Genomic DNA, 23169 nt, shown 5'->3' on the forward strand with positions numbered 1-23169 from the left:
CGAAAACCTTTGAATTTAAACTTCATTTGACGTAAACTATTTAATAAAAGTGAAAACAGGGATGGTGCAAAAAAAGTGGGGAATAAACAAAGTTATGTAGTAGCTGTAGTAGGTGCAACTGGAGCAGTTGGACAACAAATGATTGCAACATTAGAGAAAAGAAATTTTCCAGTAAAAGAAATTAAATATTTATCTTCAAAACGTTCTGCAGGAACAAAATTAACATATAAAGGTGAAGAAGTAATCGTACAAGAAGCTACTCCTGAAGCATTTGAAGGTGTTGATATTGCTTTATTTAGTGCGGGTGGCTCAGTATCAAAAGATCTAGCTCCTGAAGCAGTTAAAAGAGGGGCAGTAGTAGTAGATAACACTAGTGCATTTAGAATGGCTGAAGATGTGCCTTTAGTTGTACCTGAAGTAAATGACAAAGATTTATTTAATCATAAAGGTATTATTGCAAATCCTAACTGTTCAACAATCCAAATGGTTGTTGCCCTAGAACCAATTCGTCAAACAATTGGTTTAAATAAAGTAGTAGTTTCAACTTACCAAGCCGTTTCTGGTGCTGGAGTTACAGCAATTGAAGCATTAAAGGAACAAGCGCAAGCATTCTTAAATGGTGAAGAAGCGACTCCATCAGTATTACCAGTAAAAAGTGGTGAGAAACATTATCAAATTGCTTTTAACGCAATTCCACAAATCGATGTATTTACTGAGAATGGATATACTTATGAAGAAATGAAAATGATTAATGAAACCAAAAAAATCATGCATTTACCTGAATTACAAATTAGCGCAACTTGTGTAAGGCTTCCTGTAATTTCTGGTCACTCAGAGTCTGTTTATATTGAAGTTGATAAGGAAGTTTCGGTAGCTGAACTTAAATCACTTTTAAGTGATGCACCTGGAATTGTTTTACAAGATGATCCAGAACAACAACTATATCCAATGCCATTTTACAGTATTGGAAGTAATGAAGTATTTGTAGGACGTATCCGTAAAGACCTAGATAATCCATTTGGATTCCATTTATGGATCGTTTCAGATAATCTATTAAAAGGTGCTGCTTGGAATTCAGTGCAAATTGCTGAAAGATTAATTGAGTTAAGCATCATTTAGTGAAAACTGCTAGAGAGGTGCAAAAATGAAAATATTAGTCCAAAAATTTGGAGGGACTTCAGTACGTGACGAAAATGGAAGAAAGCACGCACTTAAGCATATAAAAGAAGCATTAGAAAAAGGATATAAATTAGTAGTAGTTGTTTCTGCTATGGGACGAAAAGGTGAACCATATGCAACAGATACACTATTAAATCTAGTTGGCGCAAAAAAAAGTAAGGTAACACAAAGAGAACTTGATTTATTAATGTCATGTGGTGAAACAATTTCATCAATTGTTTTTTCAAATTTATTGAATGAAAACGGTATTCATGCCATGGCAATGACAGGTGCAACTGCAGGTTTCCGAACAAATGATGAATTTGGAAATGCAAAAATTCTTGATATGAAATGCGGCCGTCTAATTAAAGAGCTAGAAAACTATGATGTAGTAGTAGTAGCAGGATTCCAAGGATCAACATCTAATGGTGATATCACAACATTAGGTAGAGGTGGAAGTGATACTTCTGCTTCTGCACTAGGGGTTGCTGTTGGCGCAGAAACTATTGAAATCTTTACTGACGTTGAAGGCGTAATGACAGCAGATCCAAGGATTGTAAAAGAAGCAAGACCTTTATCAGTTGTTACTTATGCGGAAATTTGTAATATGGCATATCAAGGAGCGAAAGTAATTCATCCTAGAGCTGTAGAAATCGCGATGCAAGGGAAGGTACCTATTCGAATTCGATCAACTTATTCAAATAGTTTAGGTACACTAGTAACATCGAATCCTACACAACGAATTATTGGTGAGAATATTCAAGATCGTTTAATTACAGGAATCGCACATGTACCGAATGTTACGCAAATTAGAGTAACTTCAAAGGAACATACTTTTGATTTACATTCTCAAGTATTTAAAGCAATGGCAAATAAAGGAATAAGTGTAGACTTTATTAATATCTCACCTAATGGTGTAGTATACACTGTAAGTGATGAAGTTGCTTCAAAAGCGATTGATGTATTAAAAGGTATTGGCTATGAACCTTCATACACTACAGGATGTGCAAAAGTATCGATAGTTGGAGCGGCAATTGCAGGAGTACCTGGCGTAACTTCAAAAATTGTAACTGCATTAGCTGAAAAAGGGATTCAAATTTTACAATCAGCTGACAGTCATACAACAATTTGGGTACTTGTCAAAAATGAAGATATGGTCGAAGCAGTTACTGCACTTCATGATGCATTTGAACTTAGTTCAGTTAAAGTGGATTAATTTTTGATCGGAGTGGAACAATGAGTAGATTTGGTAAAATTTCAACAGCGATGGTAACACCTTTTGATTCAAAAGGAAATATTGATTTCGCAAAAACAACAAAACTTGTTAACTACTTAATTGAGAATGGTACGGATTCAATCGTAGTTTGTGGAACAACTGGAGAATCTCCAACGTTAACTTCTGAAGAAAAGTTAGCATTAATTAGCCATGTTGTTTCAGCTGCAGAAAGAAGAGTACCTGTAATCGCGGGTACAGGAAGTAATAATACTCGTGAAACAGTTGAATTAACGAAAAAGGTTTCTGCTTTAGGTGTAGATGCAATAATGGTAGTTGTACCTTATTATAATAAACCGAACCAAGAAGGATTATATCAACACTTTAAAGCGGCAGCTGAAAGTACTGAACTGCCTGTAATGTTATATAATGTACCAGGTAGAACAGTAGCTAGCCTTTCTGTAGATACAGTTGTAAGATTAGCAGAAATTCCGAATGTAGTTGCAATTAAAGATGCGACTGGTAACTTAAGCATCATGACAGAAATTATTGACCGTACTCCTGAAGATTTTGAATTATATTGTGGTGACGACGGCCTAACACTTCCTGCATTTGCAATTGGTTCAAAGGGAACGGTTTCAGTTGCATCACACGTGTTAGGAAATGAAATGCAGCAATTAGCTGAAAGCTTCTTCACAGGAGATATGGCTAAAGCACAATTCTTACACCGTAAACTATTACCATTATTTGAAGGATTCTTCATGGCACCAAGTCCAGGTCCAATCAAAACAGCTTTACAAATGAAAGGTTTAGATGTTGGTGGAGTTCGTTTACCGCTTGTACCACTTTCAGAAGCTGAACGCACAACGATCGGTATATTAATAAATAAATTAGACGAAGCATTACAAAGAAATTAATAATAAAACCACTTATCATTAATCCGATTAATTTGGATGGCGTAAGTGGTTTTTTTAATGTATGGACTAAATCCTCAAAAAAACAGAATTCTCCTATTGAATCACTATAAATGGTCTCATCATTTCATAGTCCTCGTGTTCCAACATATGACAGTGCCAAACATATAATCCTGTGAATGGCCCAAACCTCATGATTATTCTAGTTACTTGATTTGGATTGGCTTGAACAGTGTCCTTCCATCCACATTCTTGTGGGTTTGGTGGAGTCGGTGGATCTGTGTACTGAATGATTCTTTCCTTTTTATACTTTTCTACATCAAAGTTTCTACGATCTAAGATTTGGAAATCAATTAAGTGGAGATGTATAGGATGAGCATCTGGCGTTATGTTAATTAAATACCATATTTCGGTCGTTCCCAATTTCGGATTTTCTGTAATGGGGGCATCCCAATGTTTATTATCCAATAACATAATTTCTCGTCCATACTGATCCATCTTGTGATCTAATGTTAAGTATCGCTGCATTGAAGCAGACTGTTCATTTATTTTTGGAATAGTCACCATATTAGCTGGTATCATACTCGTATCCACGTTTGACAATGGCAATGTAACTAGAAATTGCATCACAGTTCCCGTATTTTCATCAACAGGTCTTCCAGATGGAAATGGGGTAGGAGCATCATTCTGCATAATAATCTTCTTACCCTCAAGATTAGTAAAATCGATGATTACTTCTGCTCGTTCTGCAGGTGATAACATAAGCTCATTTATTCCAATCGGATGCTGCATGAATCCACCCTCAGTTGCGATTTGATACATAAGTTGACCAGTATCAAGCTTAAATCGAAAAAAGCGTGAGTTAGAACCATTTAATAATCGAAATCGGTATTTTCTTGGTTCAACTTTTAAATAAGGATGAACTTTACCATTCACGATTACAGTATCACCAATAAATTCAGGGATAATAGACGTTTGTAGTTCTTTGATTGGTTGATCTGGTTGTTTTGGATAATAAAGTGAACCATCGTGATTAAAACTTTTATCTTGTATCAATAGCGGGACATCATATTTCCCATTCGGTAAATTTAATGAACTTTCCTTCTGATCACTAATTAGATAGAATCCTGCTAAACCAGCATAAATATTAAGCCTTGTAATACCAAGTGCATGATCATGATACCAAAGCGTAGATGCACAATCGCAATTATCATATCGATATACTTGCTTTCTAAAATAACGACCAACTTGTTTATAATCTTTAGTAAACCAAGCTTCCGGATAGCCATCGCTTTCTGGTTCAACACAAGCACCATGTACATGTACAACTGTCCTTACTTGAGGGACATCTTTATGAGCACCATGAACAGTATAATCTATCGGAAACAGGTGTTTGTCTGGGAGAGCATTAATCCATTTAATAAACACGATTTCACCTTTCTCTACTTTAATTGTAGGTCCAGGATAGCTTCCTTCATACCCCCAAACAGTTGAGTCATTTAACTCACTATGGAGCGATTGCTTAAACTCCGTCATCGTTACTTCATAATAAGTATAAAATTGATCTTTCCAGCGAGGTTTTAAAATTGGTGGAATGGGTAGTTCATCAACGAATTTAGAAAGTTTCATTTTTGGGGGCTCACTGTCATTAAAATTCATATCGAACCTCCTTTTCTAACATATTCTTATTCCAGCAATAAGTAATAATTGACTATTCAATTATAAAGAAATTCAATATGACACATTTTAAATATCACCCATAGAGCTGACTTTGTCATTTTCTCATTAAAGAAAGATTTATTAAAAAGGTAACTCTTATTTTTACTACTTAATTCAAGGAATCTTTACTCCTATCGTTAAGAAGGGAAGATGAAGTGGAAACAACAATTTTTCTTTTCAAAGTTAGCTATATCAACCTGAGCGTTAAAAAATGATTAAAAATACATACCCAAAGTAATCCGTTTTTCCTATTTAAGGAAGAATGTATCTTGTTTTACCTGTTCGGACTAGGATATAATGTTTGTAAGATTTTGAACGGTCTGTATATTTAAAGAACTAACTAGGAGGAACAGGTTGTGGTGAAGGAAATGAAGGAACAAGTAAAAGTTTTTGCCCTTGGTGGGGTCGGAGAAATCGGAAAAAACATGTATATAGTCGAAGTTGGTGAATTGATTTACGTGTTAGATGCAGGTTTAAAATTTCCTGACCAAGAAATGTACGGAATAGATCATGTCATACCTGATGTAAGTTATTTAGAGAAAAACGCACATAAAGTTGTAGGTGTTTTTATAACACATGGGCATGAAGATCATATTGGTGCGATTCCATATATTATGAATAAGCTTCCACAGGTAAAGTTTTACACGAATAAATTAGCTTATTTATATATAAGAGAAAAATTAAGTGAAAAGGGTATTAAAAACCTTGAGCAATTTGAACTATATGACGAAAATACTTTATTAACATTTGAAAATAGCTCAATTAGCTTTTTTAGGACTACTCACAGTATTCCTGATTCATTTGGATTTTGTGTAAATACACCACAAGGTGCTGTCGTTTTTACTGGAGATTTCAAGTTTGATCAATCGAAAAGTCCGTATCCAGGAGCTGATTTAGGTAAATTAGCATTAATAGGAGATAAAGGAGTCTTATGTTTGCTATCTGATAGCACAAACGCAGAAAGACAAGGGTTTTCGGGGTCTGAGAAGAAAGTATCAGAAGAAATTAAAAAAGAAATCATGAATGCCAAAGGAAGAGTTTTAGTAGCTTGCTTTTCCTCAAATATATATCGAATCCAACAGGTTATTAATGCAAGTGTAGCTTCTGGTAGAAAACTAGCAGTAGTCGGAAGTAGTATGATGAAATCAATTGAAATAGCGAAGGAATTAGATTATTTATCGATTCCTGATGATTTAATGATTTCAGTTGTGGATACAGATAATTATAAAGAAAGAGATATTGTCATCCTTACAACAGGTACTCAAGGAGAACCGATGGCAGCCCTTTCAAAAATAGCTAAAGGTACGCATAAACAAGTTTCAATTCGAAAAGGTGATACTGTACTAATGGCGGCAACACCTATTCCAGGAAATGAAATGTTAGTTTCAACTTCTGTTAATCTATTATTTAGAGCTGGCGCAAATGTTATTTATGGTTATAAAAAGGTACATGTATCTGGCCATGGCTATGAAGAAGAATTAAAATTAATGCTTGAATTAATGAAGCCAAAATATTTCATACCAGTTCATGGTGAATATCGAATGCAAAAAGCACATTCACATATTGCAGAAGAAGTAGGGATGGCAAAAGAAGATATTTTTATTATTGAAAAAGGGGACATCGTTTCGTTTAAAAATGGTCAAGCTTCTCGTACTGAGAGAGTAGAAGTTGGCAACGTTTTAATTGACGGAATTGGTGTCGGTGATGTTGGAAATATCGTATTACGTGATCGTAAGCTACTTTCTCAAGATGGAATACTAATCGTTGTCGTAACGTTTAACAAGCAAAAGAAAGCAATCATTTCTGGTCCGGAAATTATAACTCGTGGCTTTGTATATGTTCGTGAGTCCGAAAAATTAATAACTAGAGCAACTGAAATTGTTAAAGACATTACAGAAAAAATGTTACAGAACGATCAAATTGAATGGACATTATTAAAAAATTCAATTAGAGATGGATTAAGCGCTTACTTATATGAAGAAACAAAAAGAAGACCAATGATTCTTCCGATATTAATGGAAGTATAATTTTAAAAATTAGGTACTTCTTAATCCAAGATGGGTATGATTTCCTTATTATTTTCACATACTAACTTGTATGAAAAATGATAGGGGGAACCGTTTTGACAAATTCAAATAATGAAACACCTATTCCAAACGAAGATGCACCTCCAAAGCCAAATGATCAAAAGGATATGAGCATTGTTGAAAAAATTCAGCAATTAGGACAAACAAATGTTCCAGCAAGCAATGATTCAAAAATTCATTGTCTAACGATAATTGGACAAATTGAAGGGCATGTAGCATTACCACCTCAAAACAAGACAACGAAATATGAACATTTAATCCCGCAATTAGTTGCAATTGAACAAAATCCTAAGATTGAAGGATTATTAATTGTTCTAAATACTGTCGGTGGAGATGTGGAAGCTGGTCTTGCGATATCAGAAATGATAGCAACATTAACGAAACCTACTGTGTCAATCGTTTTAGGCGGTGGACATAGTATCGGAGTACCAATTGCAGTGAGTACTGACTTTTCATTTATCGCGGAAACGGCAACAATGACGATCCATCCAATTCGTCTAACTGGTTTAGTAATTGGTGTACCTCAAACGTTTGAATATCTTGATAAAATGCAAGAAAGGGTAACTCGTTTTGTTACGAAGCACTCGAATATTACGGAAGAACGTTTCAAGGAATTAATGTTTACAAAAGGTAATTTAACAAGAGATATCGGCTCAAATGTAGTCGGTGGAGATGCAGTAAAATATGGACTAATTGATGATGTAGGTGGGATTGGGCAAGCACTAAGTAAGTTGCAGGAATTAATTGACGAACGAAAAGAAAAGTCTAATAAAGAGGAGAATGAATTTTGATTCTTTATACAATAATGCCAATTGAATCGATTTTTCCTGTTGATCAACAAGAATACACATCGCAGCAGTTTTTGGAATACAATGGTGTTCCAATGTTGGTTGATAGTGTTGGGGGTACAGCTTTTGAAATTAAAAGAATTGTAAGTACCGATCCGCAGCATTTTATGCAATATACACCTGGTCAAAGAATTTTAGTTCTTCCAACTTGAGGTAATTATTAACAATACATGGTAAACATATGTTCTGATATGTTATAATAAATTCAATTTAAGAAAGCAGCCAAAAGGCTGCTTTCTTTGGCGAATCTGCAAATTTTGATGGGGGTGAATTACATGGCAAAGCAGAAGCAGCAAAAGTCAAAAGCTCGAAAATCAGTAACTGGCAATGGTTCAATATGGTATGAAATTAGTGGATTAATATTTTTAGCACTATCAATCGTAACAATATTAAAGCTTGGTATTGTAGGTAAAGCCTTTGTATTATTCTTGAGATTCTTCTTTGGGGAATGGTACATGCTTAGTTTTCTTTTTATCATCGGTTTATCTGCATATAGCATAATTTATCGAAAAAGACCTCCATTTGTTTCGAGTATTACGATTGGTGGATTGTTAATCTTCTTTAGTATATTGATGTTTAGTCATGTTACTCTATTTGATTTATTAGCAAAAAATAATCAATTTCACGATCAATCTGTCATAAAAAGTACGCTAGATTTATTTTTAATTGAAGCCAAAGGCAAAATTAGTACGGTGGATCTTGGTGGAGGTATGATTGGAGCGATACTTTTTGCAGTTTTATATTTCTTATTTGACCGAACCGGTGCGATTCTATTCGGAATCATTGCAATTGTTGCGGGAGTTTTATTTATTACTGGTAAGCCACTTGGTGGTTATGTATATCAATATATAATGCCAAAAGTAAGAAATTTAATTTCAGATACCTGTAAGGATTTTACAAATTTCTGGAAGCGTGGCCGTGAACAAAAAACGACTAGTAGACGAGCTGAGGCTAAGCAAAAGAGAAAATCAAAGAAAGATTCATATGAAGACAATGATCATGAAGAAGAAGTGTCTGCTGGTAATAGTTTAAATTACCAAGTTAAAAATTCATATGAAGATGAGAACAACATCGAGCCGAAAAAAGAAATTCAAATCGAGTATTCTCCTACATATCAGCCACCTAAGGAGCCAGAATTGATCATCGCAAATAATTCAAATCAAATCCAGGCTCATTTTGCAGAGGAAGACGATCAGTCTATCGAATTGCCAGTTGCAGAAGTAAGTATTGATGATAAAGTAGATTACGTATTGCCATCAATGGATCTATTGGCCTACCCAAAGGGTACTAAAAAACGTGAAAATGAATCCAAACTAAAGGAAAATGCGGACAAGCTTGAAAGAACATTTCAAAGTTTTGGTGTAAAGGCTACAGTCACAAAAGTACATCATGGACCTGCGGTAACAAAATATGAAGTATACCCTGAAGCAGGGGTAAAAGTTAGTCGTATTGTTAATCTTAGTGATGATTTAGCACTTGCACTTGCAGCCAAAGATATTCGAATTGAAGCTCCGATTCCAGGTAAATCTGCTGTAGGAATTGAAGTCCCTAATACGAATATAACGACTGTATTACTTAGAGAAGTTCTCGAAGCAAAAAATCCGAAATTACAAAATCCATTAGCTGTTTCGTTAGGAAAAGATATTGCCGGTGATGCTGTATTTGCAGAGCTTAATAAAATGCCACATCTACTAGTAGCTGGGGCGACAGGTAGTGGGAAAAGCGTATGTATAAATGGAATCATTGTTAGTATCCTAATGAATGCAAAACCATCTGAAGTAAAGCTAATGCTAATCGATCCGAAGATGGTTGAATTAAATGTTTATAATGGTATTCCTCATTTGCTAACTCCGGTTGTAACAAATCCTAAAAAGGCTTCACAAGCGTTACGAAAAGTTGTTAGTGAAATGGAAAGAAGATATGAGCTTTTTTCTCATTCAGGTACTAGAAATATCGAAGCTTATAACGAATTAACGAAACAAAATAATACGATGACTGATTCGAAACAACCTTTTTTACCATTTATCGTTGTGATTGTTGATGAGTTAGCTGACTTAATGATGGTAGCTTCAAGTGACGTGGAAGATTCAATCACTAGATTAGCTCAAATGGCTCGTGCAGCGGGTATCCACTTAATTATTGCTACACAAAGACCGTCCGTTGACGTTATTACGGGTGTTATTAAAGCGAATATACCTTCTCGAATTGCTTTTAGTGTATCTTCTCAAACAGATTCTCGTACAATACTTGATACTGGTGGAGCAGAAAAACTATTAGGAAGAGGAGATATGTTATATCAACCAATCGGTGCATCTAAACCTATTCGAGTACAAGGAGCATTTTTATCTGATGATGAAGTTGAAAGAGTAGTCGAGTTTTCAATCTCTCAACAAAAGGCTCAATACCAAGAAGAAATGATGGTAAAAGAGGAAAAAGATGGGAAATCTGAAGTGAATGATGATCTTTATAATGAAGCTGTTGATTTAGTAACAAATATGCAATCAGCCTCGGTATCACTACTACAAAGAAGGTTTAGAATTGGTTATACAAGAGCTGCCAGATTAATTGATGCGATGGAAGATAATGGTATAGTTGGTCCGTATGAAGGTAGTAAACCTAGGGAAGTATTAATTAGTAAACCAGTGGAAGATGAGCAAGCCTTGTCTTAAACAAAAAGAAAAAAATGTCGAAACATTATTGACATTTTTAGACATACAATGATATTATTTCTTCAGATAAATTGATAGTCCTCATATAATATCGACATAATGGGTCGGAAGTTTCTACATTGCAACCAATATTTGCAATACTATGGGGAAAAAGCATTATTATGGAGAAATGATTTATATTTACGAAAATCAAAAACTCTTATAATCTAGCTTTTTCACTAAGTGGAACTGTAGATTATAAGAGTTTTTTTTGTTAAATATGAAGAATTGATTCATTAACGAAATAAAAAATAAAGCGTTTACAAAAAAGTGTTGAAATGAGTAAAAAATAACAGTATAGTAAAGAAGGATTATACGACAGATGTCTAACAACTGATGTCTGAAATCCGAAGTTTGGGGGATGGGAAATGAAGATTAAAACAGACACCAGATTACTTTATCTCCAAGTGATGGATCGAATAAAACAAGATATTGAGAATGGTATTTACTTGCCACATCATAAGTTACCATCAGAGTATGAGTTATCTAAAATTTTTGGAGTATCAAGAGCAACATTAAGAGAAGCATTAAGAGTTTTAGAAGAAGAAAATATCTTAGTAAGAAGACACGGGGTCGGGACATTTGTGAAACCGAAACCAATTTTTAGGACAGGCATTGAACAATTAAGTAGTGTGTCAGAAATGATTATTGATGCAGGTAAAGAGCCTGGTACAATCTTTTTATCTTCTAAACTATTAGTTCCTACGAAGGAAGATTTAAAAAGCTTCACAATCACTGAAGATGATCGTATGCACGTAGTAGAAAGAATTCGAACAGCAAATGGTGAACCTGTAGTTTATTGCATTGATAAATTACCGACTAATTATTTTAAACAGGTTCCTTCATATGAAGATCATTCGTTCTTTACATTCATCAAAAAAGAAACCGGTCGAAATATCGAATATTCAAGTGCAAGAATTGAACCTATCGGTTACCACGATAAAGTTTCTCCTTTATTACAGTGTGAACCAGATGTTTCATTATTATTAATCGAACAGTTACATTTTGACGATTTAAACCGTGCAGTTTTACATTCTTATAATTACTTCAGAGCGGATCAGTTCAGCTTTAATGTTTTAAGAAAAAGAAATTAAATTGTATAGCCAAATTAATATTTACGAAAAATAAGTTTTGGCGAGTTTTCAAATATTGTTTACTGAAATTTCATTAAAATTATTAGGGAGGTGGATCGTTAAGATAACGATTATAAACCAAGCTAGTACAAATGTAAATAAAAATTTAAGGGGGCAAATTTTTATGAAGATGAAAAAAGCTGGTCTTGTTCTTTCAATGGCCTTAGCAGCAGGTACAATTTTAGGTGCTTGTGGTAAAGGTGGAGATACAAAAGACGCAAAAGGCGCATTTAAAGTAGGGATGGTAACTGACTCTGGTACGATTGATGATAAGTCATTTAACCAAGGTACTTGGGAAGGGATCCAAGCTGGAGCTAAAGATTTAGGTTTCAATCTTAAGCAAGATACAAAATACTTAAAACCTGCTGGTGAAACTGAAGCAGATTACTTAAAAGAAATCGGAAACTTAAATGATGCAGGGTTTCAATTTATCATAACTCCTGGTTATAAATTTGAAACTGCAATTAACAAAGCGCAAGATAAATATAAAGATGACAAATTTGTCATTATCGATGGTACTCCACATACAGCTAAAGATTTTACTCCAAATGTAAAAGATAACACAGTTTCAATTTTCTTCTCAGAACATGAAGCTGGCTACCTAGCTGGTATTGCAACAGCAGTTCAATTAAAAACTGGTGATGTTGGATTTATCGGTGGTATGGAAATTCCAGCAGTTCAAAAATATAACTGGGGATTCCAACAAGGTATTAAATATGCAAACGAAAACCTTGGAACTAGCATTACTTTAAAAGCTAATAACGTTGTTTATTCTGGAAGCTTTACAGACAAAGCAGCAGGTCAACAAATTGCAGCTCAAATGTATGACCGTGGCGTTAAAGCGATTTTCGCTGCAGCAGGTGGAGTAGGACAAGGTGCTATTACTGAAGCTAAAAACAGAGTAGCTAGTGGTAAAGAAGTTTGGGTTGTTGGTGTAGACGTAGATCAGTACGCTGATGGAGTTTATAAAGATAACAAATCAGTAATTTTAACTTCAGCTATGAAAGGTGTTGCAAAAGCAGCTTCTGATATGGTTAAAGCTGAAAAAGATAAAAAATTCCCTGGTGGACAAACTTTAACTTACGATGCAAAAAATGATGGAATTGGTTTACCAAAAGAAAATCCAAACTTAAGTTCTGATACTTTAACAAAAGTTAATGATGTATTTAACAAAGTTAAGTCTGGTGAAATTGTAGTAGCAAGTGAAAGAGGAAATTTAATTAAGTAATTATCTTTCTAATTAATAAATGATAGAAGAAGCATAGGAAAGGAGACCCTTTTATATGCTTCTTCTACCCTAAAAATGGTTTTTTTCTTTCATGCTTTAATCAATTGCAAGCACTTAAAAAGCTTCCAATTGATTAGGGCATGACGATCGGGAGAGAGAGTTAAGCCCTCCTTAAATAAAAAATATAAAAAATATTTCGAAATCAAGTAAAACTTTAAAAATAAAAAATGACTTCGTAATATCAAGGAGGAAAATTATGGAATATGTAGTGGAGATGCTAAATATAACAAAAGAGTTTCCTGGCATTATAGCGAATGATAATATTACACTACGATTAAAAAAAGGGGAAGTTCATGCTTTATTAGGTGAAAACGGAGCAGGGAAATCAACTTTAATGTCCGTCCTTTTTGGAATGTACACACCCGAAAAAGGGATTATAAAAATAAAAGGTAAAGAAGTTAAAATTTCAAATCCAAATGTTGCAAATGAACTAGGAATCGGAATGGTTCACCAACATTTTAAATTAGTTTCAAATTTTACAGTAACAGAAAATATTATTCTAGGTCTTGAACCTAAAAAAGGGCTAGTAGTAGATATCAAGACTGCAGCAAAACGTATTGAAGAGCTTTCTAAAACTTATGGCTTAAATGTAGATCCATATGCAAAGATTGAAGATATTACAGTAGGGATGCAACAAAGAGTCGAAATTTTAAAAACTTTATATCGTAATGCTGAAGTATTAATCCTAGATGAGCCAACAGCAGTACTTACTCCACAAGAGATACAAGATTTAATGAAGATTATTAAAAACTTGATTAATGAAGGCAAGTCAATCATTATCATTACACATAAATTAAAAGAAATTAAAGCTGTTGCAGATCAATGTACAGTCATTCGTCATGGGAAGTACATTGGTACAGTTGATGTAAAACAAACTTCTGAATCTGAAATGGCATCTATGATGGTCGGACGTCAGGTGTCTTTCAAGGTAGATAAGGTAGAATCAAAACCTGGTGAAGTTGTACTAGATGTAAATAATTTAAGTGTCAAAAATAATAAAAAAGTTTTAGGTTTAAAAAATGCTACACTTCAAGTTCGAGCAGGTGAAATCGTTGGGATTGCCGGAGTTGAAGGAAATGGACAATCTGAACTTGTTGAAGCAATTACAGGGTTAAGACCGATTGAAGAGGGTTCTATTTTATTAAAAAATCAAGATATTACAAAACGCAGTATACGTGAGCGAATTAGAAGTGGTATTGCACACATTCCAGAGGATCGTCAAAAAAGAGGACTTGTTCTTGAATATACGATTGAAGAAAACGTAGTTCTAGAGATTTATAATCAAGAACCGTTCTCTAAATATGGAGTTTTAGATAAAGCTGCGATTGCCAAACATGCAAAGAAAATCATTGAAGAATTCGATGTACGCTCTGGTGAAGGGGCTAAAACAGTCGTTGAATCAATGTCTGGAGGAAACCAACAAAAAGCAATTATTGGTCGCGAAATCGAACTTAAGCCTGAGTTATTAATTGCATGTCAGCCAACACGTGGTTTAGACGTTGGTTCGATAGAGTATATTCATAAGAGATTAATTGAGCAAAGAGATAGTGGAAAAGCTGTTCTATTAATCTCGTTAGAACTAGATGAAGTTCTTAATTTATCTGACCGCATTGCAATCGTAAATGCTGGAGAAATCGTTGATATCGTTAATGCCAAAGACACAAATGAAGATGAATTAGGATTAATGATGGCTGGTATAAGGAGAGGTGAAGGGGCATGAAAAAGGGAGGAATCATTTCTTTAATTGCCGTAGTTTTAGGTTTACTAGCTGGAGCATTATTAATTTTAGTAACAGGTAATGATCCAATAGAAGGGTTTACTTATTTATTCCAAGGTGGATTAAAAGATCCGGAGCGTATTGGTAATACATTTGCGACTGCTACTCCGTTAATTTTAACAGGACTTTCTGTTGCATTTGCATTCAGAACAGGTTTATTTAATATTGGTGCAGCTGGCCAAATGCTTTTCGCAGGATTTTGTGCTTCTGCAATTGGTTTAACTGTCGATTTACCTACTCTTATCTTAGTTCCAATTATGATAATTGTAGCCTTTATTGCAGGTGCAGTTTGGGCATTTATTCCAGGACTACTAAAAGCTAAGTTTAATGTTCACGAAGTAGTTTCTACGATTATGATGAACTGGATTGCATACTGGACTGTTTATTATTTAGTACCACAATATTTTAAAGGTAGTACTGAAACAGAGTCAAAAATGCTTGCAGATGCTGCAACATTAAAAATGCCGTTATTATCAAATTTATTTGGTGGTTCATATATTAACTTCGGTTTATTTATCGCCGTTATTATGGTAATCGTTATTTCATTTATTATTAATCGCACAGTATTAGGGTATGAATTAAAAGCTGTAGGTTACAACCGTAGTGCTGCTGAATACGCTGGTATTTCAGTAAATAGAAATGTTGTTTTATCAATGATGATTTCAGGTGGACTTGCAGGCTTAGCAGGTGTTGTTCAATTCGCTGGTAATGCATCACTAATTCAAATAGGTGTTTTACCTACTGAAGGATTCGACGGAATTGCCGTGGCACTTTTAGGAATGAATACACCAGTTGGCGTATTTTTCTCAGCAATTTTCTTTGGACTATTATATTCTGGTAAAGGTTTTATGAGTGCAATGACTTCAATTCCACCAGATATTGCTGATGTTATCATTGCTATCATTATTTATTTCTCAGCAACTAGTATTTTAATTAAAAAAGTTATAGATCGAGTATCCAAATCACGCAAATACAAAAACAGCAATGTAGGAGAGAAGGTGAAATAAGGCATGGATTTAATTATACAAATTTTCCCATATGCAATTGCCTATACGATTCCATTATTAATCGTAGCATTAGGTGGTTTATTTTCTGAGCGAAGCGGTGTCGTAAATATTGGTTTAGAAGGTTTAATGGTTGTTGGTGGTTTCGCTAGTGCCTTAACAATTTCAAAACTTCAAGAAACTCATCAAGGTGAAGTTTGGGTTATCTGGGTAGGAATTCTTGTTGCAGTTCTTACAGGTGCTTTATTCTCTTTACTACATGCGTTTGCAAGTATAAATTTACACGCAGATCAAGTAATTAGTGGTATCGCAATTAATATGATTGCAGGTGCTTTAACAATCTTCTTAGCAAGAAATATTACTGGATCTGGAAACATCAGTATTAACGGTATTACTCGTACTGATATCCCAGTCTTAAAGAACATTCCAATTCTCGGAGATCTATTCTTTAAAAACACGTATTCTACAACATGGTTAGTAATCGGTATTCTAATCATTAGTACATTTATACTTTATAAAACTCGTTTAGGCTTACGTCTACGTGCATGTGGTGAATACCCTCAAGCAGCTGATGCAGCAGGTATTAACGTATACCGTATTCGTTACCTTGGGGTTATTATTTCTGGTGCATTCTCTGGATTAGGTGGAGCAATTATTTTAGTAACATACTCTGGCGAATTTACTGGTAGTGTTGCAGGTCTTGGTTTCTTAGCAATTGCTGCATTAATTTTTGGACAATGGAAACCACTTGGAATTTTAGCAGCGACATTATTCTTTGGTGTAGCTACAACAATTGCCAATGTATCGCAAGTTATTCCAAGTTTATCTCATATTCCACCATTAGCATTAAAGTTATTCCCATACGTAGTAACTTTAATCGCATTAGTAATTTTCTCAAAATCATCTCAAGCACCAAAATCAGTTGGTGTTGCGTATGAAAAAGGTAAACGATAAATAAATGTTTAAAAAGCTTCCTATTAAATTAGGAAGCTATTTTTAAATTAAAGGATGTTGTCAATTAATTAGGAATAATATCGTTGTTATGAATATTTACTGTAGTTGATCACCTCTCAACTATTAGATGGAAGTTAAATAATAACTCGTTTATATTTTGAAAATGATTGAAACGTTAAGTGCGAGACTCCTGTAGGAAAAGATCGCAGGCTGGCCGAGGAGTTTCCCCCCCTCCACGGATAGGGAGCATCCTTTCGTTCCAGTTGACGTAGTACTTATTTTAAAAGAACAGATTTTTATTTGAATTAATTATTTTGGGTAAACTAAGCAGTAGGTTTTATTTTTGGTAAAATTAGAGATACAATGAAGATATTGGAAATAAATATGAGTAAATAGTATTTGACTAAGGAGGGTTCAATTTGAATTTGTTACAGTACAAAAATAGTGATATTAACGGTATTAAGCTACATGTGGTAACAACTGAAAAATTTAAAACAAATTCGATTACATTAAAAGTACGTGGAAAACTTGAAGAAGATACAGTATCGTATCGCGGGATTTTACCTTATATATTGCAAAGTGGAACAAAAGATCTTCCTACCAATGGTGAAATTAGAAGAAAATTAGAAGAATTATATGGGGCGACCTTCTTTGTAGACGTATCGAAAAAAGGGGATTATCATGTTATGTCATTTACAATTGACATTGCAAATGAAAAATACCTTTCAAATCAAGGTTCATTACTAAATGAAGCTCTAATGCTTATTGCTTCTATTTGGCAAAATCCATTTTTAGAAAATGGGGTATTTTCAGCTAAGCATGTTGAAACTCAAAAAAGAACCCAAGTACAACGAATTCAATCAATAAATGATGATAAATTGAAATATGCAAATCAACGACTAGTGGAAGAAATGTTTAAGGATGAACCTTATGCATTACTTGCAAATGGAAAAACAGAAGATGTCAATTCAATTACAGCTGAGTCACTTTATAAGTATTATGAAAAAGCTTTGCAACAAGATTTAATTGATCTTTATATAGTTGGAGATGTTGCATTTGACCAATGTAAACAATTAGTTGAAGAGAACTTTAGAAACACAACTAGTGAAAGATTAACAGTCGATACAACAAAAGCAACGCCAGTCGATTCTCCTAATGAAGTAATTGAAGAGCAAAAACTAAATCAGGGCAAACTACACATCGGTTATACTACTGGGATCTCGATTAAAGATCCTGATTACTTTGCACTTCAAGTGTTTAATGGACTTTTTGGTGGATTCTCTCATTCAAAATTATTTATCAATGTTCGAGAAAAAAATAGCTTAGCATACTATGCTGCTTCTCGTTTTGAAAGTCATAAATCAATTTTAATGGTTATGTCTGGTATAGCAAGTGAAAATTATGAAAAAGCAACTACAATTATTGCTGAACAACTGGAAGAAATGAAAAAGGGAAATTTCTCTGAAGAAGAAATTGATCAAACAAAATTAGTGATTAAAAACAGTCTATTAGAAAGTATGGACACTGCATATGGAATAATTGAAACATTATTCAATGACCAAGCTGCAGGGAATGAACGTCCAATCGAGGACTGGTTCCCTGAAATTGAAAAAGTTACGAAAGATGAAATTGTAGCTGTAGCTAATAAAATTAAACTTCACACAACTTATTTCTTAAAAGGTCAGGAGGGAGCATAATGGAAAAAAAGTATTTTGAACAATTGAATGAAACGCTTTATTTCGAGGAGCTTGAAAACGGATTAAAAGTATATATTCTTCCTAAACAAGGCTACAACAAAACATATGCGACCTTTACAACGAAATACGGTTCGATTGATTCTGAATTTATTCCTTTAGGAAAAGATGAAAAATTAGTTGTACCAGATGGGATTGCTCATTTTTTAGAGCACAAACTATTTGAAAAGAAAGATGGGGACGTATTCCAGGTTTTTAGCAAACAAGGAGCCTCTTCTAATGCGTTTACAAGTTTTACACGAACTGCTTATTTATTTTCAGCAACGAATAATGTAGAACAAAATTTAATGACTTTAATTGATTTTGTTCAAGATCCATATTTTTCTGATCAAAGTGTTGAAAAAGAAAAAGGGATCATCGGTCAGGAAATTAAAATGTACGAAGATAACCCTGATTGGAGACAATATTTTGGGATGATTGCTAATTTATATGGTAAACATCCTGTTAGAACAGATATTGCTGGTACAGTTGAATCAATTTCAAAAATTACAAAAGAATTACTTTATACTTGTTACGAAACTTTTTATCACCCAAGTAATATGTTGTTTTTTGTTGTAGGTCCAGTAGACCCTGATAAAACAATGAATTTAATTAAAGAAAACCAAAGTAAAAAAACGTTCAAAGATGCAAATGAAATTAAGAGATTTTTCCCTGAAGAAACGCCTGAATCTGCAGAAAAGAAAAAAGTGTTACATATGAATGTCCAATCATCAAAAGTACTCGTTGGTGTAAAAGACTTTTCTGCACCTAAAGGTGGAAGTGAATTATTAAAACATGAATTATCAATTTCAGTATTACTTGATTATTTATTTGGTAAAGGCTCAAATACGTATCAACAAATGTATGAAGATGGTTTAATCGATGATACGTTCTCATATGATTACTCTGCAGAAAATGGTTTTGCTTTTGCGATCATCGGAGGAGATTCTACTTCACCTGAAAAACTCTCAGAAAAAATAAAAGAAGTGTTATTAGACTCAAAAAATCTTCAGTGGGAAAAAGAAATTGTCGATCGCGTAGTTAAAAAGAAAATTGGGGGATTCTTACGCTCATTAAATTCTCCAGAATATATCGCTAACCAATTTACGCGATATGCGTTCTTAGATATGCATTTATTTGACATTGTATCTGTGTTACAATCTATTTCTGTAGAGGATTTAAAAGAAAGTGCCAGTCATCTAATAAATGAAGACTATATGAGTGAATTTTTTGTTCTTCCTCATTGAATGAATTAAAAGCATCCTCTATGGGATGCTTTTTGAAATTTTAAAAATTTAAGGGTTTTTAAAGAATCTAGGTGTACTATTTATTAATAAAAAATTTTAAGAGAGCTTCCTCGCTTATCTTTATATTTCTTAATACTCTTTAACCCTGCATTAAAACCTCGAATAAATGGAGATTATATTAAATGAGAAAAAGAATTCTTGTAATTGGAGCTAGTGGTGACATTGGTTTAGCAATTTCGAAAAAATTAATCAATGAAAATTATGATTTAGTTGTCCATTATAACAGTAAGAAAGAGCCACTTAATGAACTGATTGAATTGGCTAATGAGATTGAAGTAAGTTGCCAATTTGTTCAAGCAGACTTGTCAGTTGAAAATGGAGTTGAAATTTTAACATCACAAATAAATGATCCAATTGATTCAATTGTGTATGCATCTGGTTTTTCAATTATTGGTTTGATTAACGATGTAAGTGATGAAGAGATTAATCGAATGACTCAATTACATATCAAAAGTTTGATCAAAGTAGTCAATCATTTTCTTCCTAATATGGTGGCTAAAAAATCTGGCAGTATAGTCGTTATTTCGTCCATATGGGGACAAATTGGTGCATCATGTGAGGTATTATATTCAACTACAAAGGGTGCTCAAAACGCCTATGTAATGGCATTAGCTAAAGAGCTAGGACCAAGTGGAATAAAAGTAAATGCTGTTGCTCCAGGTGCCGTAAAAACCAATATGTTAAATACCTTCAGTGAAGAAGATTTAAAAGAAATTGCAAATGAAATTCCAATGAATCGTTTAGCTCTTCCAAGTGAAATTGCGAATACTGTAAATTACCTAATTTCCGAACAATCTTCTTATATAACTGGCCAAATCCTTGGAGTAAACGGCGGTTGGCATACTTCATAGCAAAGTTTCCGGTCGAAAGTTATTTATTTCACATATTTTACCTTTTATATTATGGCGAAATCGTTTATTATTAAATGGAGAGTTAAGTAGTTAACAAATAGGGGGTATAGGTATGGAGTTAATCGAATGGTATTTTGAGTATGAAATACATAAGAATCGCCCTGGACTACTTGGAGATATTGCATCGCTAATCGGTATGCTAGGGATTAATATTTTAACAATCAATGGTGTCGACACAATGAAACGCGGCATGTTACTTGGTTGCGATAACGATGATCAAATTACTAGATTTGAATCAATTTTAAATACTATGGACAATATAACAATAATTAAACTTAGAAAGCCAACTCTAAGAGATCGCTTAGCTGTAAGACATGGTACTTATATTCAACGAGACGTAGATGATAAAAAGACTTTTCGTTTTGTCCGCGATGATTTAGGTATGCTTGTTGATTTTATGGCAGAGTTATTTAAAATGCCAGGCCATAAGCTAATCGGAATTAGAGGAATGCCTCGTGTTGGTAAAACTGAATCAGTTGTAGCAGCAAGTGTATGTGCAAATAAACGCTGGTTATTTGTTTCATCAACATTAATTAAACAAACATTAAGAAGTCAATTAATAGAAGACGAATATAATTCAGATAATGTATTTATTATTGATGGCATTCTTTCTCATAGAAGAGCAAATGAGCAACATTGGCAATTGGTTCGCGAAATTATGGCAATGTCTTCTGTGAAAGTAGTGGAGCATCCTGATGTATTTGTACAGCAAACTGAATACTCTTTAGAAGATTTTGATTACATAATTGAATTAAGAAATGATGAAAATGAAGAAATTAAATATGAACTTGTAGACCAAATGGATAAAAATGGACACAACTCGTTCTCGATGTTTGATTTTTAAAGTTAGTTGGGGTGTAACTTGTGACAGAATTAGGAAAATATTTACGAGAAGCAAGAGAAGCGAAAGGCTTATCAATTGACGATGTACAAGAGTTAACGAAGATTCAGAAACGTTATCTTGAAGCAATTGAAGAAGGTAATTATGAAATATTGCCAGGGCAATTTTATGTTCGTGCATTTATTAGACAATATGCAGAAACAATTGGTGTTGACGTTTCTGGATTTTTAACTGAAAAGCCAGTGTTAGAGGAATCAACTGTGGCTAGTACAGTAGAAGAAGTAAAGCATGAAGAAATCCCTAGTAGAGCATCGAAGCTTAAAGAACCATTAAGTAATGTGAAGTCATCACGAATAATGGATTATTTACCAAGGATACTAGTAGCGATTCTTATCATTGGGATTTGCATCGCTATTTATATGATGTTCCCATCAAAAAATGATGGAAAATCTGCGGATACGAATCAATCTCAATCTAACTCTAATTCTGAAATTGAAAAGCCAAAAAATAATGCGCTAGATCAGGCAAAAGTTAATAATACGAAAAAAACAGAGAAACCGAAAAATGATGTGACTGAGCAAACGCCAGCGCAAAAAATTACTGTTGACTCTGCAGCGGGTAAACGAACTACTATTTCTTTATCTGGTACGGATGTATTTAAATTAGAAGTAGTTGCAAATGGTGAAAGTTATGTGGATTTAAAAAATGCTGATGGAAAAATGTTCTATTCCGGAATTTTAAAACATGGACAAACTCAAAACTACGACTTAACAGATGAAAATGAAGTAACTGTAAATATTGGTGCTTCTAATAATGTTGAGCTACGAATTAACGATGAGGTATTTAAATATCCAGTTAGTCCAACAAATGCTGTTCACCAAAAGATTACGATTAAAAATTTAAAAATGAATCAATAGTCATCTTTAAGATGGCTTTTATTCATTTATTATAAATGCTTCATTTTTAGAAAGTTTTGGAGGGTTTTACCATGAATTTACCAAATAAGATCACAGTTTCAAGGGTTTGTCTAATTCCATTATTTATGATTGCCGTTTTAATCGATTTTGGATGGGGAAATGTTACATTAATGGGTGATTCAATACCGGTTAATCATTTAGTAGGAGCTGCAATTTTTATTATTGCTTCAGTTACTGATTTTATAGATGGTTATTACGCAAGAAAATATAATCTAGTTACTAATTTTGGAAAGTTTTTAGATCCACTTGCTGATAAATTACTTGTTTCTTCAGCATTAATTATCTTAACTGATTTTCATTATGTTCCTGCGTGGATTACAATTATCATAATAAGTAGAGAGTTTGCTGTAACCGGTTTACGTATGATTTTAGCTGGCTCTGGAGAAGTTCATGCTGCTGCAATGCTAGGTAAAATTAAGACTTGGGCTCAAATAGTTGCGATTTCTGCATATTTCTTACATGATTTCCCATTGAATTTCTTACCATTTTCAATTGCAGATGTATCACTTTGGGTGGCATTATTCTTTACAGTATATTCTGGTTGGGATTATTTTTATAAAAATAGAGATGTTCTTCTTCAATCTATGTAATTAATAA

19 protein-coding genes and 1 riboswitch are annotated in these 23169 nt (G+C 33.7%); of the genes, 18 read left to right on the forward strand and 1 reads right to left on the reverse strand.

From position 1 onward, the window contains the following. Window positions 1-75: 75 nt before the first annotated feature. Genes asd through dapA form a run of 3 tightly spaced genes read left to right on the forward strand, consistent with a single transcriptional unit; the run spans window position 76 to window position 3288 of the window. Entirely contained in the window at window positions 76-1119 is a 1044-nt protein-coding gene (gene asd, locus ACFVRR_RS03200) for an aspartate-semialdehyde dehydrogenase (protein WP_097975448.1), read from the forward strand. A 25-nt stretch (window positions 1120-1144) separates the two neighbouring features. Continuing rightward, entirely contained in the window at window positions 1145-2374 is a 1230-nt protein-coding gene (gene dapG, locus ACFVRR_RS03205) for an aspartate kinase (RefSeq protein ID WP_387324562.1), read from the forward strand. Window positions 2375-2394: 20 nt separating this feature from the next. After that, entirely contained in the window at window positions 2395-3288 is an 894-nt protein-coding gene (gene dapA, locus ACFVRR_RS03210; RefSeq protein WP_387324565.1) for a 4-hydroxy-tetrahydrodipicolinate synthase, read from the forward strand. Between the two features lie 93 nt (window positions 3289-3381). Here dapA and ACFVRR_RS03215 read toward each other — a convergent pair whose 3' ends face one another. After that, window positions 3382-4914, reverse strand: coding sequence for a multicopper oxidase family protein (locus ACFVRR_RS03215; protein ID WP_387324958.1), 1533 nt, complete (start codon window positions 4912-4914; stop codon window positions 3382-3384). 446 nt (window positions 4915-5360) lie between these two features. Between ACFVRR_RS03215 and ACFVRR_RS03220 the strand changes: the two genes are divergently transcribed. From ACFVRR_RS03220 to pgsA, 15 genes are all read left to right on the forward strand, one after another. Continuing rightward, on the forward strand, window positions 5361-7031 hold the full coding sequence (locus ACFVRR_RS03220) for a ribonuclease J (RefSeq protein ID WP_387324567.1): 1671 nt from the start codon (window positions 5361-5363) through the stop codon (window positions 7029-7031). 167 nt (window positions 7032-7198) lie between these two features. Beyond that, window positions 7199-7882, forward strand: a complete 684-nt coding sequence (locus ACFVRR_RS03225; protein WP_286131700.1) for a ClpP family protease — start codon at window positions 7199-7201, stop codon at window positions 7880-7882. Further along, on the forward strand, window positions 7879-8091 hold the full coding sequence (locus ACFVRR_RS03230; protein ID WP_025568559.1) for a YlzJ-like family protein: 213 nt from the start codon (window positions 7879-7881) through the stop codon (window positions 8089-8091). Before ACFVRR_RS03225 ends, ACFVRR_RS03230 begins: the two co-directional genes overlap by 4 nt. A 123-nt stretch (window positions 8092-8214) precedes the next feature. Continuing rightward, window positions 8215-10608 carry a DNA translocase FtsK gene (locus ACFVRR_RS03235; protein WP_387324570.1) on the forward strand — a complete coding sequence of 798 codons (2394 nt, stop codon included), beginning with the start codon at window positions 8215-8217 and terminating at the stop codon, window positions 10606-10608. Window positions 10609-10669: 61 nt separating this feature from the next. After that, window positions 10670-10771: riboswitch (purine riboswitch) on the forward strand. 244 nt (window positions 10772-11015) lie between these two features. Continuing rightward, entirely contained in the window at window positions 11016-11741 is a 726-nt protein-coding gene (locus tag ACFVRR_RS03240; protein WP_056470769.1) for a GntR family transcriptional regulator, read from the forward strand. 169 nt (window positions 11742-11910) lie between these two features. Further along, window positions 11911-13008: a BMP family lipoprotein gene (locus tag ACFVRR_RS03245; RefSeq protein ID WP_217993261.1), complete on the forward strand. Its 1098-nt coding sequence runs from the start codon at window positions 11911-11913 to the stop codon at window positions 13006-13008. Between the two features lie 256 nt (window positions 13009-13264). Next, window positions 13265-14788 carry an ABC transporter ATP-binding protein gene (locus tag ACFVRR_RS03250; protein WP_097975434.1) on the forward strand — a complete coding sequence of 508 codons (1524 nt, stop codon included), beginning with the start codon at window positions 13265-13267 and terminating at the stop codon, window positions 14786-14788. Continuing rightward, on the forward strand, window positions 14785-15852 hold the full coding sequence (locus tag ACFVRR_RS03255) for an ABC transporter permease (protein ID WP_387324574.1): 1068 nt from the start codon (window positions 14785-14787) through the stop codon (window positions 15850-15852). The genes ACFVRR_RS03250 and ACFVRR_RS03255 overlap by 4 nt, the downstream gene beginning before the upstream one ends. 3 nt (window positions 15853-15855) lie before the next feature. Continuing rightward, entirely contained in the window at window positions 15856-16803 is a 948-nt protein-coding gene (locus tag ACFVRR_RS03260) for an ABC transporter permease (protein WP_387324577.1), read from the forward strand. A 425-nt stretch (window positions 16804-17228) separates the two neighbouring features. Next, window positions 17229-18500, forward strand: coding sequence for an EF-P 5-aminopentanol modification-associated protein YfmF (yfmF, locus tag ACFVRR_RS03265; RefSeq protein WP_387324963.1), 1272 nt, complete (start codon window positions 17229-17231; stop codon window positions 18498-18500). Continuing rightward, window positions 18500-19783, forward strand: a complete 1284-nt coding sequence (gene yfmH, locus ACFVRR_RS03270; protein ID WP_387324579.1) for an EF-P 5-aminopentanol modification-associated protein YfmH — start codon at window positions 18500-18502, stop codon at window positions 19781-19783. Before yfmF ends, yfmH begins: the two co-directional genes overlap by 1 nt. A 182-nt stretch (window positions 19784-19965) precedes the next feature. Further along, window positions 19966-20694, forward strand: coding sequence for an elongation factor P 5-aminopentanone reductase (ymfI, locus tag ACFVRR_RS03275; RefSeq protein ID WP_387324581.1), 729 nt, complete (start codon window positions 19966-19968; stop codon window positions 20692-20694). A gap of 112 nt (window positions 20695-20806) precedes the next feature. Next, complete coding sequence (locus ACFVRR_RS03280; RefSeq protein ID WP_097975425.1) at window positions 20807-21598, forward strand: DUF3388 domain-containing protein; 792 nt, start codon at window positions 20807-20809, stop codon at window positions 21596-21598. 20 nt (window positions 21599-21618) lie between these two features. Further along, complete coding sequence (locus tag ACFVRR_RS03285; protein WP_387324583.1) at window positions 21619-22512, forward strand: helix-turn-helix domain-containing protein; 894 nt, start codon at window positions 21619-21621, stop codon at window positions 22510-22512. 71 nt (window positions 22513-22583) lie between these two features. Next, window positions 22584-23162: a CDP-diacylglycerol--glycerol-3-phosphate 3-phosphatidyltransferase gene (gene pgsA, locus ACFVRR_RS03290; RefSeq protein WP_387324585.1), complete on the forward strand. Its 579-nt coding sequence runs from the start codon at window positions 22584-22586 to the stop codon at window positions 23160-23162. Window positions 23163-23169: the final 7 nt, after the last annotated feature.

It is taken from the genome of Gottfriedia sp. NPDC057948 (genome assembly GCF_042887255.1).
Taxonomy (GTDB): Bacteria; Bacillota; Bacilli; order Bacillales; family Bacillaceae_G; genus Gottfriedia.

Bases quoted from the DNA above. Each gene is read 5' to 3' on its own strand.
- dapG (WP_387324562.1), top strand. From the start codon at position 1,145: ATGAAAATATTAGTCCAAAAATTTGGAGGGACTTCAGTACGTGACGAA.
- dapA (WP_387324565.1), top strand. From the start codon at position 2,395: ATGAGTAGATTTGGTAAAATTTCAACAGCGATGGTAACACCTTTTGAT.
- ACFVRR_RS03215 (WP_387324958.1), bottom strand. From the start codon at position 4,914: ATGAAACTTTCTAAATTCGTTGATGAACTACCCATTCCACCAATTTTA.
- ACFVRR_RS03225 (WP_286131700.1), top strand. From the start codon at position 7,199: ATGAGCATTGTTGAAAAAATTCAGCAATTAGGACAAACAAATGTTCCA.
- ACFVRR_RS03235 (WP_387324570.1), top strand. From the start codon at position 8,215: ATGGCAAAGCAGAAGCAGCAAAAGTCAAAAGCTCGAAAATCAGTAACT.
- ACFVRR_RS03240 (WP_056470769.1), top strand. From the start codon at position 11,016: ATGAAGATTAAAACAGACACCAGATTACTTTATCTCCAAGTGATGGAT.
- ACFVRR_RS03245 (WP_217993261.1), top strand. From the start codon at position 11,911: ATGAAAAAAGCTGGTCTTGTTCTTTCAATGGCCTTAGCAGCAGGTACA.
- ACFVRR_RS03250 (WP_097975434.1), top strand. From the start codon at position 13,265: ATGGAATATGTAGTGGAGATGCTAAATATAACAAAAGAGTTTCCTGGC.
- ACFVRR_RS03255 (WP_387324574.1), top strand. From the start codon at position 14,785: ATGAAAAAGGGAGGAATCATTTCTTTAATTGCCGTAGTTTTAGGTTTA.
- ACFVRR_RS03260 (WP_387324577.1), top strand. From the start codon at position 15,856: ATGGATTTAATTATACAAATTTTCCCATATGCAATTGCCTATACGATT.
- yfmH (WP_387324579.1), top strand. From the start codon at position 18,500: ATGGAAAAAAAGTATTTTGAACAATTGAATGAAACGCTTTATTTCGAG.
- ymfI (WP_387324581.1), top strand. From the start codon at position 19,966: ATGAGAAAAAGAATTCTTGTAATTGGAGCTAGTGGTGACATTGGTTTA.
- ACFVRR_RS03280 (WP_097975425.1), top strand. From the start codon at position 20,807: ATGGAGTTAATCGAATGGTATTTTGAGTATGAAATACATAAGAATCGC.
- pgsA (WP_387324585.1), top strand. From the start codon at position 22,584: ATGAATTTACCAAATAAGATCACAGTTTCAAGGGTTTGTCTAATTCCA.